This is a genomic window from Mycobacterium sp. ITM-2016-00318, from assembly GCF_002968285.2.
Lineage (GTDB): Bacteria > Actinomycetota > Actinomycetes > Mycobacteriales > Mycobacteriaceae > Mycobacterium.
Genome location: NZ_CP134400.1, coordinates 4,042,387 through 4,058,792 on the forward strand (window position 1 = coordinate 4,042,387; position 16,406 = coordinate 4,058,792).

The 16,406-nt window shown below is 66.0% G+C and carries 14 protein-coding genes and 1 pseudogene; 9 read left to right on the forward strand and 6 right to left on the reverse strand.

The genetic code is table 11. From position 1 onward, the window contains the following. The first annotated feature begins 143 nt into the window (after positions 1-143). On the forward strand, positions 144-590 hold the full coding sequence (locus C6A82_RS19765) for an HIT family protein (protein ID WP_105348652.1): 447 nt from the start codon (positions 144-146) through the stop codon (positions 588-590). Beyond that, on the forward strand, positions 587-1,021 hold the full coding sequence (locus C6A82_RS19770) for a nitroreductase family deazaflavin-dependent oxidoreductase (RefSeq protein WP_105348615.1): 435 nt from the start codon (positions 587-589) through the stop codon (positions 1,019-1,021). Before C6A82_RS19765 ends, C6A82_RS19770 begins: the two co-directional genes overlap by 4 nt. Here the strand turns inward: C6A82_RS19770 and C6A82_RS19775 are convergent, their stop codons facing one another. Both C6A82_RS19775 and C6A82_RS19780 read right to left on the reverse strand, forming a co-directional pair. Continuing rightward, entirely contained in the window at positions 1,022-2,059 is a 1,038-nt protein-coding gene (locus tag C6A82_RS19775) for an LLM class flavin-dependent oxidoreductase (protein ID WP_105348613.1), read from the reverse strand. Positions 2,060-2,144: 85 nt separating this feature from the next. Beyond that, a complete protein-coding gene (locus C6A82_RS19780) occupies positions 2,145-2,981 on the reverse strand; it encodes a uracil-DNA glycosylase (protein ID WP_105348612.1) in 837 nt (278 codons plus the stop codon). 76 nt (positions 2,982-3,057) lie between these two features. Between C6A82_RS19780 and C6A82_RS19785 the strand changes: the two genes are divergently transcribed. From C6A82_RS19785 to C6A82_RS19805, 5 genes and pseudogenes are all read left to right on the forward strand, one after another. Then, complete coding sequence (locus tag C6A82_RS19785; protein WP_105348610.1) at positions 3,058-4,293, forward strand: MFS transporter; 1,236 nt, start codon at positions 3,058-3,060, stop codon at positions 4,291-4,293. A gap of 75 nt (positions 4,294-4,368) precedes the next feature. Continuing rightward, a pseudogene (locus C6A82_RS19790) lies at positions 4,369-5,221 on the forward strand (L-lactate permease). An 88-nt stretch (positions 5,222-5,309) separates the two neighbouring features. After that, positions 5,310-6,629, forward strand: a complete 1,320-nt coding sequence (locus C6A82_RS19795) for an FAD-binding oxidoreductase (protein WP_105348650.1) — start codon at positions 5,310-5,312, stop codon at positions 6,627-6,629. Between the two features lie 56 nt (positions 6,630-6,685). After that, positions 6,686-7,927, forward strand: a complete 1,242-nt coding sequence (locus tag C6A82_RS19800) for a cytochrome P450 (RefSeq protein WP_105348608.1) — start codon at positions 6,686-6,688, stop codon at positions 7,925-7,927. Further along, complete coding sequence (locus tag C6A82_RS19805; protein ID WP_105348606.1) at positions 7,927-8,511, forward strand: TetR/AcrR family transcriptional regulator; 585 nt, start codon at positions 7,927-7,929, stop codon at positions 8,509-8,511. Before C6A82_RS19800 ends, C6A82_RS19805 begins: the two co-directional genes overlap by 1 nt. A 7-nt stretch (positions 8,512-8,518) precedes the next feature. Here the strand turns inward: C6A82_RS19805 and C6A82_RS19810 are convergent, their stop codons facing one another. From C6A82_RS19810 to C6A82_RS19825, 4 genes are all read right to left on the reverse strand, one after another. After that, complete coding sequence (locus tag C6A82_RS19810; protein WP_311101422.1) at positions 8,519-10,924, reverse strand: arylsulfatase; 2,406 nt, start codon at positions 10,922-10,924, stop codon at positions 8,519-8,521. A gap of 117 nt (positions 10,925-11,041) precedes the next feature. Further along, the gene (locus C6A82_RS19815) at positions 11,042-11,758 is read right to left on the reverse strand and encodes a siderophore-interacting protein (RefSeq protein ID WP_105344163.1); all 717 of its coding nucleotides are present in this window, start codon (positions 11,756-11,758) and stop codon (positions 11,042-11,044) included. A gap of 117 nt (positions 11,759-11,875) precedes the next feature. After that, a complete protein-coding gene (locus C6A82_RS19820) occupies positions 11,876-13,027 on the reverse strand; it encodes an acyltransferase (protein WP_105344162.1) in 1,152 nt (383 codons plus the stop codon). Next, positions 13,024-14,706 (reverse strand): DEAD/DEAH box helicase, encoded by a 1,683-nt coding sequence (locus C6A82_RS19825; protein WP_105344161.1) that lies wholly within the window; start codon positions 14,704-14,706, stop codon positions 13,024-13,026. The genes C6A82_RS19820 and C6A82_RS19825 overlap by 4 nt, the downstream gene beginning before the upstream one ends. A gap of 130 nt (positions 14,707-14,836) precedes the next feature. Between C6A82_RS19825 and C6A82_RS19830 the strand changes: the two genes are divergently transcribed. Next, positions 14,837-15,382 carry an LppP/LprE family lipoprotein gene (locus C6A82_RS19830; protein ID WP_105344164.1) on the forward strand — a complete coding sequence of 182 codons (546 nt, stop codon included), beginning with the start codon at positions 14,837-14,839 and terminating at the stop codon, positions 15,380-15,382. A gap of 93 nt (positions 15,383-15,475) precedes the next feature. Further along, positions 15,476-16,294, forward strand: coding sequence for a mechanosensitive ion channel family protein (locus tag C6A82_RS19835; RefSeq protein WP_233216873.1), 819 nt, complete (start codon positions 15,476-15,478; stop codon positions 16,292-16,294). Positions 16,295-16,406: the final 112 nt, after the last annotated feature.

Sequence of the window (16,406 nt, forward strand, 5' to 3'; positions counted from 1 at the left end):
TCTTCCCTAACAGTGGGGAACGAAATGGTTAGCTTCACTGTGCAGCCGTTCACTGAGACCGGGCTGAGAGAAGGATCTATACAGTCAAAGACATTGCCGACAAGCTAGCCTGGCGGCTTATGACCGGACGAAAGGAGGACGATATGGAGCAATGTGTGTTCTGCGCCATAGTCGCGGGCCAAGCCCCGGCGATCCGCATATATGAGGACGACGGCTACCTGGCGATCCTCGACATCCGGCCCTTCACTCGCGGTCACACGCTCGTCATCCCGAAGCGCCACACCGTCGACCTGACCGACACCCCTCCCGAAACCTGTGCCGATCTGGTTCGTATCGGGCAGCGAATCGCCAAGGCGGCACGACGATCCGGACTGCACGCCGACGGCAACAACGTCGTCATCAACGACGGCAAGGCGGCATTCCAGACCGTATTGCACATACACCTGCACGTGCTGCCCCGTCAGTCCGGCGACAAGCTGTCGTTCGCGAAGGGCATGTTGCTGCGTCGCGACCCCGATCGCGAGGAGACCGGCAGGATACTGCGCGACGCGCTGGCCGCGCTCGACGCTGCACCGCAGGAGGGGCCATGAACCTTCTCCAGAAGGCGTCCGTTCAGCTTTTCCAGTTGCACGACAAGGTCTATCGACACAGCAACGGGTGGATCGGCCACCGGCTACTGATACTGCCCAGCCTGCTACTGCACACAGTCGGCGCGAAAACCGGTATGCAACGCACCAATTCGCTGACCTACGCCCGCGATAGCGGCGACTATCTGATCGTCGCGTCCAACGGCGGTTCGCCGCGGTCGCCGGGTTGGTACCACAATCTGAAGGCTGACCCGAACGTTGAAATCAACGTCGGGCCAAGGCGCTTCGCCGTGACCGCCCAGCCGGTACTGCCCGGCGATCCCGACCGCGAGCGGCTGTGGAAGATCGTCACCAAGTACAACAAGGCGTACCCGGAGTACCAGAAGAAGACCAGCCGCCCGATCCCGATCGTCAGGCTGACCCCGAAAGCCTGATCAGAACAGCTCTTTCGCGAGCAGCTCCAGCGTCTTGATGCGCGCGGGCGAGGTCGACGGATCGGTATCATGCCGCGCGGAGGCCACCGGGTGCACCATCACCTCGTCGACGTCGAATTCCCGGGCCAGCGCGCGGACCTGGTCGGCGGCCTCGGTCGGATCGCCGACGACGGCTCGACGCAACCCCGAGTCGACGACAGCCTTCTCCTGCGGAGTCAGCGGCTTACGCTCGGCATCCTCCACCAGGTCGACCGGGCCGAGCGGTTGTCCCGTGCGCAGCCGCGCCATCATCTGCAGGTTCGGCAGCAGCAATGCCATTGCCTCGTCGCGTGTTTCGGCGACCACCGCGTTGACTGTCAGGAACGTCACGGGTTCAGCGGCGACCTCGCTTGGCCGGAACTCCGAACGGTAGGCGGCCAGCGCCTCGGCGGTGCCCTGCCCGGAGAAGTGGTGGGCGAACACATACGGCAACCCCTTGGCGGCGGCCAGATGCGCGGAGTAAATCGACGAGCCGAGCAACCACATCCGCGGCTCGCTCGTCGCCGACGGCGTCGCCTTGAGGATGTAGTCCTGCTGCGGGATCGAGACGCGGACCCCGTCGGCGCTCATCATCGCGACGACGTGGTCGAGGTATTCGGGAAACTTGTCGATGTCCTTGTCGTCGCGTCCGGCCGCGTTTCGCAACAGATACGACGTCAGGGGGTCTGAGCCGGGCGCCCGCCCGATGCCGAGATCGATGCGGCCGGGGTGGGCTGCCTCGAGTAGCGCGAACTGTTCGGCCACCGCCAGGGGCGCGTGGTTGGGCAGCATGACGCCGCCGGAGCCGACCCGGATCTGGCTGGTGTTCGCGGCAAGGTGGGCGATCAGCACCGACGGGCTGGTGGCCGCCACCGACGGCATGTTGTGGTGTTCGGCGAGCCAGTAGCGGGTGTAACCCAGCCGGTCGGCGGTCTGCGCGAGCTGCGTGGACGCCGCAAGCGCATCGGACGTCGACTGATCGGTGCGGACCGGGACGAGGTCGAGTACGGAGAGTCGCATACGAGGGTCAACGCCAGCCATCAACCGCTCGTTCCCGCGATTTCGGCGCGGTAACCGACGCTGAGCGCACGCCAGCGCGCCGAAATCACTGGAGGCCGGCCAGTTCAGCGGCCCGGCCGAAGACGTCGTCGAGCATCGGCGGGGTGAGCTTGCCGGTGAACGTGTTCTGCTGGCTCGGGTGGTAGACGCCCATCAACGTCACCTCGCCGTGCGGCGTCTGCAGCGTGGCCGTCGCCCCGTGCCCGAACTTGGGCACCGGGCGGGCATGCGAACCCCCTGCGACGCGCACCATGTCCAGCACCGCGCGCCACGCGAAACCGCCGAGCGCGATGATCACCCGCACATCTGCGCCTGCGAGCCGCCATTCGGCGTCAAGCCACGGCGCGCACGTCGCACGTTCCGCCGGTGTCGGCGCGTTCGCCGGGGGTGCGCACCGCACGGCCGGGATGATGCGAAGGCCGTTGAGCGCCAAGCCATCTGCGGCGTCCACACACAGCTCCTGGTTGGCCAGTCCAGCGCGGTGCAGAGCGGCGAAAAGGAAGTCACCTGACCGGTCGCCGGTGAACACCCGGCCGGTCCGGTTGGCGCCGTGCGCGGCAGGCGCCAGCCCGATCACCATGACCCGCGGCCGTGCCGACCCGAAGCCCGTCGAGGGCCTACCCCAGTACGGCTCGCTCGCGAAGGACTTCCGCTTCTCGACCGCTACCCGTTCCCGCCACTCGACCAGCCGCGGACAGGCCCGGCATACCGACACCTCGGCGTCGATCTGTTCGACCGACTGCGCCGCCTCGGCCATGGACGTCACCTCCGCCGCCGTCTGCGCCACTGCCGTGGCCCGCGTCGCAGGATCGCCCGGCCAACCCGAGCCCGCGGGCACCGGTGAGTCGAACTTCTTGCCGGTGCGAGGATGGGCGAGCTTCACCGTTCCACTGTGCCTGCGCACGCAAATCCATCGCCGTCCGGGCCCGGCCGCTGTTAGATTCCGCTGGAGATAACCCATGACCAACAGCAAGCGCGGACCGCTCTTCGTCATCCTGTTCGCCGCGCTGATGGCCGGCGCGGGCAACGGCATCTCGATCGTCGCATTCCCGTGGCTGGTGCTGCAGCGCACCGGATCCGCCCTCGACGCGTCGATCGTCGCGATGGCGGGCACCATTCCCCTTCTCGTGGCGACGTTGATCGCCGGTGCGGCGGTGGATTACCTCGGACGCAAACGGGTTTCGATGATCTCCGATGCGCTGTCGGCGCTGTCGGTGGCCGCGGTTCCGGTGCTCGCGCTGACGTTCGGCGTGCATTCCGTCAACGTCGCCGTGCTAGCCGGGCTCGCCGCGCTCGGCGCCCTGTTCGACCCCGCAGGTATGACCGCGCGCGAGACGATGTTGCCCGAGGCGTCGCAACGCGCCGGTTGGACGCTGGATCGCGCCAACAGCGTGTACGAGGCGGTGTTCAACCTGTCCTACATCGTCGGGCCAGGTGTCGGCGGCCTGCTGATCGCCACACTCGGCGGCGTGAACACCATGTGGGTGACGGCCTGCGCGTTCGTGTTGTCCATTCTGGCCATCGCGACGCTGCGACTGGAGGGGGCGGGCACTCCGGACCGCGCTGCACTGCCGGAGGGGGTCTGGGCAGGCGTCGTCGAGGGCCTGTCATTCGTGTGGCACAACAAGGTGCTGCGCACCCTTGCGATCGTCGACCTCGCCGCGACCGGCCTCTATGTGCCCATGGAGTCGGTTCTCTTCCCCAAGTACTTCACCGATCGCAACGAGCCGGCTCAGTTGGGCTGGGTCTTGATGGCACTGAGTGTCGGCGGGCTCGTCGGCGCGCTCGGTTATGCGGTGCTGTCGAAGTATTCGCGCCGACGCACGATCATGCTCACCGCGGTGCTGACGCTCGGCGTCGCGATGACGATCATCGCGTTCCTGCCCCCGCTGCCGCTGATCCTGGTGCTGTGCGCCATCGTCGGGTTCGTCTACGGCCCCATCGCGCCCATCTACAACTACGCCATGCAGACCCGTGCGCCCCAGCACCTTCGCGGGCGCGTCGTCGGCGTGATGGGCTCGCTCGCCTACGCCGCGGGACCGCTCGGTCTGGTGCTGGCGGGTCCCCTGGCCGACGCTGCCGGCTTGCACGCGACGTTCCTGGCATTGTCCCTGCCGATGCTGCTGCTCGGCGTCGCCTCCGTTTTTCTGCCTGCGCTCCGCGAACTGGACAGCGAGCCAACGCATACCCCGTAGAACCGGTCATTTAAGGGCCGTTGATCTTGGGTACACCTGTGACGCAAAACCACAATTCGACCATCGGGTTCGCTCGTGTACCAGCAAGTGCTCGATCCGGTTGCCCAATCCCTCGCCTTGAGTTCGCTTGTCGCGGCGATACCCCTGCTGCTGTTGTTCGTTCTCCTCGGTGTCCTCAGAGTCACCGCGTGGGTGGCGTCGCTGATCTCCCTCGCGGTCGCCATCGCAATCGCCGTCCTGGTGTACGGGATGCCGATCGGCCAGACGATTCTCGCCGGTACTGAGGGCGCCGCCTTCGGGTTCTTCCCCATTCTGTGGATCGTCATCAACGCGATCTGGGTCTATCAGCAGACGGTCGAGACAGGGCACTTCGATGTGCTGCGGCGGTCCTTCAGCCGGGTAAGCGACGATCAGCGCATCGAGGCCGTGCTCATCGCGTTCTCGTTCGGCGCGCTGCTCGAGGCGCTCGCCGGCTTCGGCACGCCGGTGGCGGTGACATCGGTGATGTTGATGGCGCTGGGGTTCAAGCCGATGAAGGCAGCGGTGCTCGCGCACACTCGGCACCTGGATGGCCGCCGCGGGCGAAGCCTTTGCGCTGTTGTCGCCGATCCTCGGCTGGCTCGGTGTCGCGGTGACCGGCTCGGACAAATCGGCCAACTCGCTGTTCGGCGCGTTGCAGGTGACCGCGGCCAACCAGGCCGGCCTGTCCGATGTGCTGATGGCGGCGTCGAACAGCTCGGGCGGCGTGCTCGGCAAGATGATCTCGCCGCAGAATCTCGCGACCGTGGCGGACGCCGTCGGCATGGACGGCAAGGAGGGGGACATATTCCGCCGGGTCGTGGGGTGGAGCCTGCTGTTCCTGTTGCTGATGTGCATCCTGTCCGCGCTGCAGGCCTCGCCGGTGTTGTCCTGGATGGTGGCTCAGTGATGTTCGTGCTCCTCGCGTCCGCAGCGACGACTCGTAACATCGAATCGTGAGCGTTCTCGAGAGCCTGGTCGCCGATCTGCCCGAGGGCATGGTCGTCACCGACCCGGCCATCACCGAGGGTTATCGGCAGGACCGTGCGCTCGACCCGTCGGCGGGTAAACCGCTGGCGGTTTTGCGGCCACTGACCACCGAACACGTGCAGATCGTCATGCGATGGGCCAATGCTCATCGCATTGCCGTGGTGCCGCGAGGGGCGGGCAGCGGGCTGTCCGGCGGTGCCACCGCGCTCGACGACGGCATCGTGCTGTCGACGGAGAAGATGCGCGACATCACCGTCGACCCTGTCACCCGCACCGCGGTCTGTCAGCCGGGCTTGTTCAATGCCGAGGTCAAAAGGGCTGTTGCGCAACACGATCTGTGGTATCCGCCGGACCCGTCGTCGTTCGAGATCTGTAGCATCGGCGGCAACATCGCAACCAACGCGGGCGGGCTGTGCTGCGTCAAATACGGAGTCACCACCGACTACGTGATGGGACTGCAGGTGGTGCTGGCTGACGGCACGGCGGTGCGCGTCGGCGGCCCGAGGGTGAAAGATGTTGCGGGGTTGAGTCTTACGAAGCTCTTCGTCGGCAGCGAGGGCACCCTCGGTATCGTCACCGAGATCACGCTGCGGCTACTGCCCAAACAAAACCGGTCTTCCACCGTCGTCGCCAACTTCGCCACAGTTTCGGCCGCCACCGACGCCGTACTCGGGGTGGCCTGCCAGATGCGGCCGTCGATGCTCGAGTTCATGGACGCCGTGGCCATCAACGCCGTCGAGGACAAGCTGAAGATGGGATTGGATCGCGATGCCGCCGCGCTGCTGCTGGCCGGGTCCGACGAACGCGGCCGGTCGGCGGCCGAGGACGCTGAGCGAATCGCCGCCGTCTTCGAGGAGAACGGCGCGTCGGACGTCTTTTCGACCGACGACCCCGAGGAGGGCGAGGCGTTCGTCGCCGCCAGGCGGTTCGCGATCCCCGCGGTAGAAGCCAGGGGCACGCTGCTGCTCGAGGATGTCGGCGTGCCGCTGCCCCGGATCGGCGATCTGGTGAGCGGTGTAGCGCGGATCGCCACCGAACGTGACGTGATGATCTCGGTGATCGCCCACGCCGGCGACGGCAACACCCATCCCCTGATCGTGTATGACCCCGCCGACGACGCGATGGCACAGCGGGCCGAGCGCGCCTTCGGCGAGATCATGGACCTGGCTATCGGGCTCGGCGGCACGATCACCGGCGAGCACGGCGTCGGCAGGCTGAAACGGCCTTGGCTGGAAGACCAGGTAGGGCCCGAGGTGATGGAGCTCAACCGTCGCATCAAGGCAGCGCTCGATCCGGAGAACATCCTGAACCCCGGCGCCGCCATTTGATGACGATCGGCTGTGTCCTGTTGACACGGTATGCGGTTGTGTCGTACCCATAAGACATGACCGCCGCAGTGTCTCACCGCACGCCTGCCCGTTTCGAGCTCGCCACGGCCGACACCTGGGCCAACCCATGGCCGATGTACCAGGCGCTGCGCGACAAGGATCCTGTTCACCACGTCGTGCCCGAGTCTCGGCCCGACCACGACTACTGGGTGCTGTCGCGGCACGCCGACGTCTGGAACGCCGCCCGCGACAACGCGACGTTCTCGTCGGCCAAGGGCCTCACCGTCAACTACGGCGAGCTCGAGATGATCGGCCTGGCCGACAACCCCCCGTTCGTCATGCAGGATCCGCCGACGCACACCGAGTTCCGCAAGCTCGTGGCACGAGGGTTCACGCCACGACAGGTCGAGGCCGTGGAACCCGCCGTGCGGCAGTTCGTCATCGACCGCATCGAACGACTGCGCGCGGCGGGTGGCGGCGACATCGTCGCCGAACTGTTCAAGCCGCTGCCCTCGATGGTCGTCGCGCACTACCTCGGTGTGCCCGAAGAGGACCGCGCCCAATTCGACGGCTGGACCGATGCGATCGTCGCCGCCCAGACGCAGGAAGGCGGAATCGTCGCCGCGGGCGAGTCCGCGGGTGAGGCGGTCGCATCGATGATGGCGTATTTCACCGGGCTCATCGAGCGGCGCCGCCACCAGCCCGAGGACGACACGGTGTCGCACCTCGTCGCTGCGGGTATCGGCGCTGACGGCGACATGGCCGGAATGCTGTCGATTCTGGCGTTCACCTTCACGATGGTCACGGGCGGCAACGACACCACCACGGGCATGCTGGGCGGCGCGGTCCAACTGCTGCACCAGCGGCCCGATCAGCGCAAGCTGCTGATCAACCATCCCGAGCTGATCACCGACGCGGTCGACGAGCTCCTACGGCTCACGTCGCCCGTCCAGGGCCTCGCCCGCACCACGACCCAGGATGTGCGGGTGGGCAACACGACGATTCCCGCCGGCCGCAAGGTGCTGTTGCTCTACGGGTCGGCCAACCGCGACGAACGCGAATACGGTGCCGATGCAGGCGAACTCGAAGTGCGCAGGCGTCCGCGCAACATCATGACCTTCAGCCACGGCGCACACTTCTGCCTCGGCGCCGCCGCGGCGCGGATGCAGTCACGCATCGCGCTCACCGAACTGCTGGCGCGATGCCCGCACTTCGAGGTCGATCTGTCCGCAGTCGAGTGGGCCGGCGGAAGCTATGTGCGCAGACCCCTCTCGGTTCCGTTCCGGGTGACCGGCTGATGGCGGGCAACGATTGGCTCGGCGACCGCCGCACCGAGGTGGCGGCTGACCGCATCCTCGACGCTGCGGACGCGCTGTTCGCCCAGCAGGACGCCGCGACCGTCGGGATGCACGAAATCGCCAGGGCCGCAGGGTGTTCCCGTGCGACCCTGTACCGGTACTTCGAAAACCGCGAAGCGCTTTACACCGCGTACGTGCACCGCGAAAGCTATCGGCTGTTTCACCGGATGACCGACCAGCTGACCGGTGTCGAGGAACCGCGTGAGCGACTGATCGAGGGCATGGTGTCCTCATTGCGCAACGTCAGGCAGAGCCCGGCGCTGTCCTCGTGGTTCGCCACGGCACAGCGGCCGATCGGCGCCGAGATCGCCGAGCAGTCGCAGGTCATCAAGGCGCTGACCGAGGCGTTCCTGATCTCGATGGCGCCCGACGAACCCGAGGTCGTCGAACGCAAGGCGCGCTGGCTGGTGCGGGTGATGACGTCGCTGCTGATCTTTCCCGGTCACGACGAAGCCGACGAACGGGCGATGATCGAGCAGTTCGTCGTCCCGATGGTGGTGCCGACGACGTCCGACGCGGGTTAGCGGTCGGCTACTGCCGGGCCATTGCGATCCGGAAACGTTCGTCCGGCTCGATGTAGTGGTCGGCCTCCGTCGCGTCGTCTCCGAGATCGATGCGAATCCAGTCGATCGTGCCGCTGAACTTGCTGGTGTGCGCGGTGTAGTCCGGACTGACCGTAGTGCCGGATTCGTAGCCGATGTCGGTGGTCTCGTCCGCCGAGAAAATGAATCCCTGCGTTTGATCGACCCGACCCGCGCCGACCTCCTTACCGTCGTAATAGAGAGTGACATCTCCGCCCTTACCCATGCCGCCGCCGTCATAGGCGAACTCCATCCGCACCTGGGTCGTGCCGGCTGAGATGGGTTCGGTGGCCTCCACGTTGAACGACTTGATGCCCAGCACGTTGTAGTGGAACTTGGCCCGACCGTCCTTCGCGTACAGGGTCCAGCCGCCGAATCGACCGCCCTGCGCGATGATCACACCCTCGGCTCCATCGGGCGGCACCTCGACCTCTGACGTGACAGCGAACGACTTGTTCTTGATGTCGACCACACTGTTTTCCGACAGCCGGCCCATCCCCGGGAACAACAACTGACTGCTGCCCTTGATCAGTGACGGCCGGCCCGCCGAGGTTGGGTTGATCCGCTCGATCTGACGATCATCGAGCGGAAGCACGTTGTACTTCACCGCCTCGATCAGCCAAAGCCGCTGCAGCTCATGCAATTTCTCCGGATTCTCCTTCGAAAGATCCCTGGACTGCGTCCAGTCGGTATTGCCGTCGTACAGTTCCCAGACGTCATCGTCGAAGGCAGGCATGACTGCTCCGCCCATCTCCCACGGCGTGCGGTGCTTGGTCACCGCGCTCCAACCCTTGTGGTAAATGCCGCGGTTGCAGAACATTTCGAAGTACTGGGTTTCGTGGCGCTCCGGCGCGTCGGCGTCGTTGAAGCTGTACAGCAGGCTGGCGCCCTCGTACGGGCTCTGCATCACCCCGTTGACCGTCGTCGGCGCCTGAATGCCCGCGGCCTCCAGAACTGTGGGAGCCAGGTCGATGACATGGGTGAACTGGTTACGCACGCCGCCTTTGTCAGCAATACCCTTAGGCCAGTGCACAATCGTGCCGTTACGAGTACCGCCCCAGTGCGACGCCACCTGCTTGGTCCACTGGTAGGGCGTATCCATCGCCCACGCCCAACCGACCGCATAGTGGCCGTAGGAGCCTTCGCCCCCGAACTCGTCGAGCTTGGATGCCAGGAATTCCGGCGTCTCGAGATCGGCCATGCCGTTGAAGTTGGCCAACTCGTTGAACGCGCCCTGCAGCGTGCCCTCTGCTGATGCGCCGTTGTCGCCGATGATGACGTAAACCAGGGTGTCGTCCAGGATCGGACCCATCGCCTCGATCAACCGGCCGACGTGATGATCCGTGTGCTCCAAAAAGGCGGCATACACCTCCATCTCGCGCTCCAGCGCCGGCTTGAGCGCGGGATCCATCTCGTCCCAGGCCGGGATCTCCGCGTGCCGAGGCGTCAGCACCGCGTCGGATCCGATGACGCCCAGTTCCTTCTGCCGCTCGAAAGTGAGCTCGCGCTGGCGGTCCCAGCCGTGCGCGAACTTGCCCTTGTATTTGTCGATCCACTCCTTGGGCACGTGGTGGGGGGCGTGGGTGGCACCAGGCGCGAAGTACATGAAGAAGGGTTTGTCGGGCAGCAGCGCCTTCTGCTGGCGTACCCAGTTGATCGCCTTATCGGCCAGATCTTCGGTCAGGTGGTAACCCTCGGCCGGTGTCTTCGGCGGCTCGATCGGGGTTGTGCCCTCGTACAGGGCCGGATCCCACTGGTTGTTCTCGCCGCCGATGAAGCCGTAGAAGTACTCGAAACCACCGCCGCCCGTCGGCCATGCGGTAAAGGGGCCCGCCGGACTGGTCTGCCATACCGGAACCTCGTGGCACTTGCCGAACTGTGCGGTCGAGTACCCGTTCAGCTTCAACGTCAACGCAAGCGGTGCCTTGGTGTTCGGCAACACCGAGGTGTAGCCCGGCGCCGCCGTAGCGGTCTCGGTGATGTTTCCCATCCCGACCGAGTGGTGATTGCGGCCGGTGAGCAGCGCCTGACGCGTCGGCGAGCACAACGCGGTGGTGTGCAGGCGCGTGTACTTCAAGCCCCTCGAGGCCAGCTTCTCGAAATTCGGCGTCTGGCACGGCCCGCCGAATGCGCTACTAGCGCCGAAGCCGACATCGTCGATCAGGATGACGAGCACGTTGGGCGCGCTCGCCGGCGGGCGGACATCCTTGATCGGCGGATAGCTGGTGTCGGGATCCTTTGCGTCGTATGTGGTGAGTCCAATGTGCGCGACGTCGGGGATAGGAAGGATGTCCCGTCGAACGTCACGCCCCGCGTCGTCCCTCTGGCCGTTGTTGCGCGCTGACGAGCTGGGCATGAGGTTCCTCTCGGCGTTCTCGGGCCACACTTCTTGGGTCCGAAACCGCCACACTATGCGGCCGAGTAGACCAGCGGAGTGTTTTGACGCGCGCGGCCTAAACGCTTCATCGACCGGTCATGAGACCCAATATGCCTGTGCCTTAATGGACTTGCGCGGGATCCTGTAGTCCTCGCGGAGGATCTTCGACACCGCACGCGTCGTGCGGTTGTCGCAGGCGACCCAGCCGAAATGGTCCGGGGCGTCGAACGCCGACGAGCTGACGGCCTCCACCAACGCCTCGCCGGCGTTCTTGCGGTCCACCCACACCACGTCGGTGTCGCGCACGATGGGAATGTCGCGGTCGTCGTCGTGCGCCGATTCGACGAACACCCGTGCGGGCGCGTCACCGATCGCGTCGAGCAGCGAGTTGATCGCGGGCAGCGATGCGGAGTCGCCGACGATGACGTAGCCCGCCGGCGCAGGCTCGGGAAGCGAGAAGTTGCTGCCGAGCACGGTGACCTCGAGGACGTCGCCGGGCTCGGCCTGCTGCGCCCACCGGGTCGCGAGGCCGTCGTGCATGGCGAAGTCGATCGACACCGTGCCCGTCATCGGGTCGGGGTCGACCAGCGTGTAGCCGCGCATGTGCGACTTCTGCCCGTCGGGAAACCAGCCGCGGATCCACATCGTCGGATGCAGCTCGCGGTCGGAGAGCATGTCCTTCGCCTCGAAGTGCAGACGGAGGTAGTTCGGGGTGATTTGGGTGCGTCCGGTAACGGTGATCGCATAGTCCCCGCCGCGCCACAGTTTGCAGAGCACTCCCTCGAAGCCCCGCGACGTCTTCTGGTCAGCCATTAGGGAAGGGTAACCTAACCATTGGCGCGCCGTGGACCCTCCACGACCTTCCGCGAAATGGCATTCCGGCAGCGAAACTGCGAGTGGCGACCTGCCGGAACGCAATATCGCGAAAGGTTAGGAGGGGCGGACGCGGGTGAAGCGGTGCAGCAGCCAGGCCAACGGCACCGTCACGATCAACGTCACCACGAAGAGCATCGGCATGGATCCGGTGTAGATGTGGAAGTGCAGGATCTCGACCATCACGAGTTCCATCGTCAGCAGATGAATCAGGAAGATCTCGTAGGAGATTTCGCCGAGGAAGACCATCGGACGGCTGGCCAACCCACGCGCGTACCAGCCTCGGTCACCCAGCGCGAGCGGCGCGACGACAAGCGTCGCGATCACGGCGTAGAACACCGCCTTCCAGATCGCAGGGGCCAAGGCATAGGGCGACGTGGTCGGCTCCCCCGCGATCGGTGTCGAGGCGATGAAGTAACTCGCCACCGCAACGGGCAGCACTGCGAACGCATAACAGCGCACACCAATCACGGACAGCGCCGCGAGCAGCATGCCCCCGACGAACCAGATCAGGTATGTCGGCAGCCACAAGCGCGCCCCGTCGGGCAACCCGTTGACGGTGTGGACGAAGATCAACCACGCCGGTGTCACCGCGGTCAAGAGCGCGAGACCGACAAGCAACAGCAGCGGGCGCCACCGGCGCCGACACAGAACCGTCAGCAACAGCCAGGCCAACAGCGGCAGCACCGCATAGAACGCGACTTCGACCGCCAGACTCCACATCTGGGTCAGCGCCTGGTGCAGATAGGAGTACATGTACTGGTCGGTGTAGATCTGCGTCAGCGTGAGATTGCGAAACAGTCCGATCCACGTGTGGCCGGGATTGGGCCCCGCCGTGCGGAAGTGATACACGAGATAGGCCGCAAGCACGGTGACGACGTAGGCAGGCATGATGCGCCGCACCCGGTGCCAGGCGTAGCGACGCGCCGACGGCCAATCACCCTCGCCCGCAGCCGCTTTCACCCATGGCCGGAAGAGCAGATAACCGGACAGGACGAAGAAGATCGGTACCCCGATCTCCATGCGCGCATAAACCAGGCCGGCGTATCCGTGCGTGTACTTGCCGGTGGTGTACGCGGCGTGCGTGGCCAGCACCAGAATAGCTGCGACGGCGCGGATTCCGGTGAGCGATGCCACCCGCTCAGGGGCCGCGACGGACTCGAGACCGCCCTGCGCCTCCGAGCCGGCGACACCCTTGGAGGCGGTCATTTGGCTTTGCGGTGCGGCTTCTTCGGACCCCGATCGGGTTGCAGGTCGATCGGCTGACCCTGAATCCGGGTCTTGGCAAGGGCTTTCATCGTCTGCTTGGACAGCTTGGCGGGCAGTTCGACCAACGAGTAGTCCTGCCGGATGCTGATATGCCCGAAATCGCTGCGGTGCAGGCCCCCCTCGTTCGCGATCGCGCCGACGATCGCGCCGGGCATCACCTTGTGCCGCTTGCCGACGGCGATGCGATAGGTCGTCAGGTCGTCGCGGACCTCACGCCGTTTACGCGGCGCCCCGTCGTCGCGTGAGCCGCGGTCGGGACGCTCACGGCGCTTCTCCGGAGGGGGTTCCGTCATCAGGAACTCCTCCCCGTCGCGGCTCTGCAGCGCCAAGGCGGCGGCGATGTCGGCCATCGGCACATCGTGGTCGCGCTCGTACCCCTCGATCAGCCTGCGGAACAGGTCGATCCCAGGGGATGCCAACGCGTTGGTGATCGAGCCGCGGAACTTCTCCACCCGCTGCGCGTTGACGTCGTCCACAGACGGCAGCTCGGATTCGACGAGCTTCTGCCGGGTCACCCGCTCGATCGACTTGAGCAGATGACGTTCGCGGGGCGTGACGAACAACAGCGCGGTTCCCGACCGTCCGGCCCGGCCAGTGCGACCGATCCGGTGCACATAGGACTCCGGGTCGTGCGGAATGTCGTAGTTGAGTACGTGGGAGATGCGCTCGACGTCCAAGCCGCGTGCGGCGACGTCCGTTGCGACAAGGACGTCGATGGTGCCGTCCTTGAGCGCCGCGATGGTGCGCTCGCGCACTGCCTGCGGGATGTCGCCGTTGATGGCGGCCGCGGCGAACCCGCGCGCCTTCAACCGTTCGGCGACTTCCTCGGTGGCCTGCTTCGTGCGGACGAACACGATCATCCCGTCGCCCTGCTCGACCTCGAGCAGCCGGGTGAGCGCATCCATCTTCCGTGGGCCGTGCACCTGGATATAGCGCTGTGTGATGTTCTCCGCGGTCTGCGTCTTCGACTTGACGGTCACCTCGACGGGGTCGTGCAGGTACTTGCTGGTGATCTTGCGGATCGCGGGCGGCATGGTCGCCGAGAAGAGCGCAACCTGCTTGTACTCGGGAGTGTCGGCGAGGATGCGTTCGACGTCCTCGGCGAAGCCCATCTGAAGCATCTCGTCGGCCTCGTCGAGCACGAGGTAGTCGAGGTGTGTGAGGTCGAGGCTGCCCTTCTCCAGGTGGTCGATGACCCGGCCCGGCGTGCCGACGACGACTTGCGCACCGCGTTTGAGCCCGCCCAGCTGAGGCCCGTAGGCGGCGCCGCCGTAGATCGGCAGCACGTTCACGGGCAGGTGTGCGCCGTAGCGGCTGAACGCCTCGGCGACCTGCAGGGCGAGTTCCCGCGTCGGCGCAAGCACCAATGCCTGGGTGATACGGCTCGACGTGTCGATCTTCGACAGAATCGGGATGGCGAAGGCGGCGGTCTTCCCGGTGCCGGTCTGCGCGAGCCCGACGACATCGGTCCCGGCCATCATCGGCGGAATGGTCGCCGCCTGGATCGCCGAGGGCGTCTCGTAGCCGACGTCGGACACGGCCTGCAGCACCGCGGGGTGAATCTGCAGGTCGGCGAAGGTTGGCTGCGCAGAAGGCGCGTCCGGATCAGGCGTCGTCATGGGGTTGCCAGTCTAGTGGTCGAGCCCCTTCCGACCCGCCGTGCCGCCTGCCGGGTCGTCGAGGAGCTAGGCGGTAGGTTGCGCAACTGTGCATCGGGTCACCAAGCTGCTCGGCCCGCGACATCCCGCGATCGCCGCTGCCGCGGTCGGCGTCGCCCTGCTGGCGGGTTGCGGCTCGAGCGACTCGACCGTGTCGAAGACCCCGGAGGCGGCGACAACCACCGCAGCCACCGCCGCGCAGGCACCGGCGACCGTGCTGCCACCACGTCCCCCCGCTCCGAGCGCCCCGGCGCCCGACCCCTGCGCGGTGAATCTGGCGGCCCCCGAGATCGCCAAGACCGTCTCCGAGTTGCCCCGCGACCCCCGCAGCGGGCAGGCGTGGAGTTCCGAACCGCTGGCGGGCACCTACAACGAGTGCGCCCAGCTGTCGGCGATCATCGTCAAGGCCAACACCAACGCCGAAAACCCCAACACCCGCGCAGTGCTGTTCCACCTCGGCAAGTACATCCCGACCGGGGTGCCGGACACCTACGGCTTCAACGGCATCGAACCGACGGAAAGCACCGGTGACACCGTCGCGCTGGTGTACTCCAGCGGCACGTCGGGGTTGGAGAGCGTGGTGAAGTTCCGCTGGAACGGTGCGGGCGTCGAGTTGATCGGCAACACGCCCGGCTGACGTCTCGATCGCCGCCGTTTAATCCACCCCCCAACGGGTATGACGCCAGCGTCAATGCCAAGCGGCTACTGCCGTCACCGAGGAAGTGGGACTGTGGAAGATGCCTTGAGGGACATGTGGCGCTCGATCGCCACCTTCGCCCCTAAACTCGTTGTATTCGTTTTGATCTTGGTGATCGGCTGGATCGTCGCACGTGTCGTCGCGAAGGTGATCGACAAAGTACTCGAGCGGGTCGGATTCGACCGGGCCGTCGAACGTGGAGGCATTCGAAGGGCCTTGCAGAACAGCAGATACGACGCATCGACGATCGTGAGCAAGATCGTCTACTACGCGCTCCTGCTGTTCGTCTTGCAGCTTGCGTTCGGCGTATTCGGCCCGAATCCGGTCAGCGCACTGCTGAGCGGCGTCATCGCGTTCCTGCCGAAACTGCTCGTGGCTCTGGTGATCATCGTTGTCGCAGCGGCGATCGCGGCGGCCGTGCGCGATATCGTGTCCAACGCGCTCAGCGGTCTCTCGTACGGCAGGCCCCTGGCCACCGCCGCCAGTGTCGCGATCCTCGCGCTCGGCATCATTGCGGCCCTCAACCAGGTGGGTATCGCGCTTACCGTGACACTGCCTGTCCTCATCGCCGTGCTCGGCACGGTGGGCGGCATACTCATCGTCGGCGTAGGCGGAGGCCTGATCAAGCCGATGCAGCAGCGGTGGGATGACTACCTCTCCCGGGCCGAGCGCGAAGGACGCGAGTTCCGCGACCGCAGGGCCGGGCGACCCGCAGACACAACGGTCGTCCCCGCAGGTGCCGTGCCCTCATCCGAGCCGTCGAGTCGCGCTATGGCCGGGCCGAACCCGTCCACGCCAATCGCGGGTTCCACTGCGCAGACGTCGCGTCCGGAGGGCCGGCCGCTGAGCTGACCTCTCGCCGAAACGGACAATTGGGCGACGACACGCCGCGACATCGCGCCCAATTGTCCGTTTCGGCGTAGTTCGATGGCCATTTGTGTCCGGGGGCGGGCATACAGTTGGG

What these genes read in the sequence shown, in the direction of transcription:
- C6A82_RS19765 (WP_105348652.1), top strand. Translation starts at nt 144, where the DNA reads ATGGAGCAATGTGTGTTCTGCGCCATAGTCGCGGGCCAAGCCCCGGCG.
- C6A82_RS19770 (WP_105348615.1), top strand. Translation starts at nt 587, where the DNA reads ATGAACCTTCTCCAGAAGGCGTCCGTTCAGCTTTTCCAGTTGCACGAC.
- C6A82_RS19775 (WP_105348613.1), bottom strand. Translation starts at nt 2,059, where the DNA reads ATGCGACTCTCCGTACTCGACCTCGTCCCGGTCCGCACCGATCAGTCG.
- C6A82_RS19785 (WP_105348610.1), top strand. Translation starts at nt 3,058, where the DNA reads ATGACCAACAGCAAGCGCGGACCGCTCTTCGTCATCCTGTTCGCCGCG.
- C6A82_RS19795 (WP_105348650.1), top strand. Translation starts at nt 5,310, where the DNA reads ATGGTCGTCACCGACCCGGCCATCACCGAGGGTTATCGGCAGGACCGT.
- C6A82_RS19800 (WP_105348608.1), top strand. Translation starts at nt 6,686, where the DNA reads ATGACCGCCGCAGTGTCTCACCGCACGCCTGCCCGTTTCGAGCTCGCC.
- C6A82_RS19805 (WP_105348606.1), top strand. Translation starts at nt 7,927, where the DNA reads ATGGCGGGCAACGATTGGCTCGGCGACCGCCGCACCGAGGTGGCGGCT.
- C6A82_RS19810 (WP_311101422.1), bottom strand. Translation starts at nt 10,924, where the DNA reads ATGCCCAGCTCGTCAGCGCGCAACAACGGCCAGAGGGACGACGCGGGG.
- C6A82_RS19815 (WP_105344163.1), bottom strand. Translation starts at nt 11,758, where the DNA reads ATGGCTGACCAGAAGACGTCGCGGGGCTTCGAGGGAGTGCTCTGCAAA.
- C6A82_RS19820 (WP_105344162.1), bottom strand. Translation starts at nt 13,027, where the DNA reads ATGACCGCCTCCAAGGGTGTCGCCGGCTCGGAGGCGCAGGGCGGTCTC.
- C6A82_RS19825 (WP_105344161.1), bottom strand. Translation starts at nt 14,706, where the DNA reads ATGACGACGCCTGATCCGGACGCGCCTTCTGCGCAGCCAACCTTCGCC.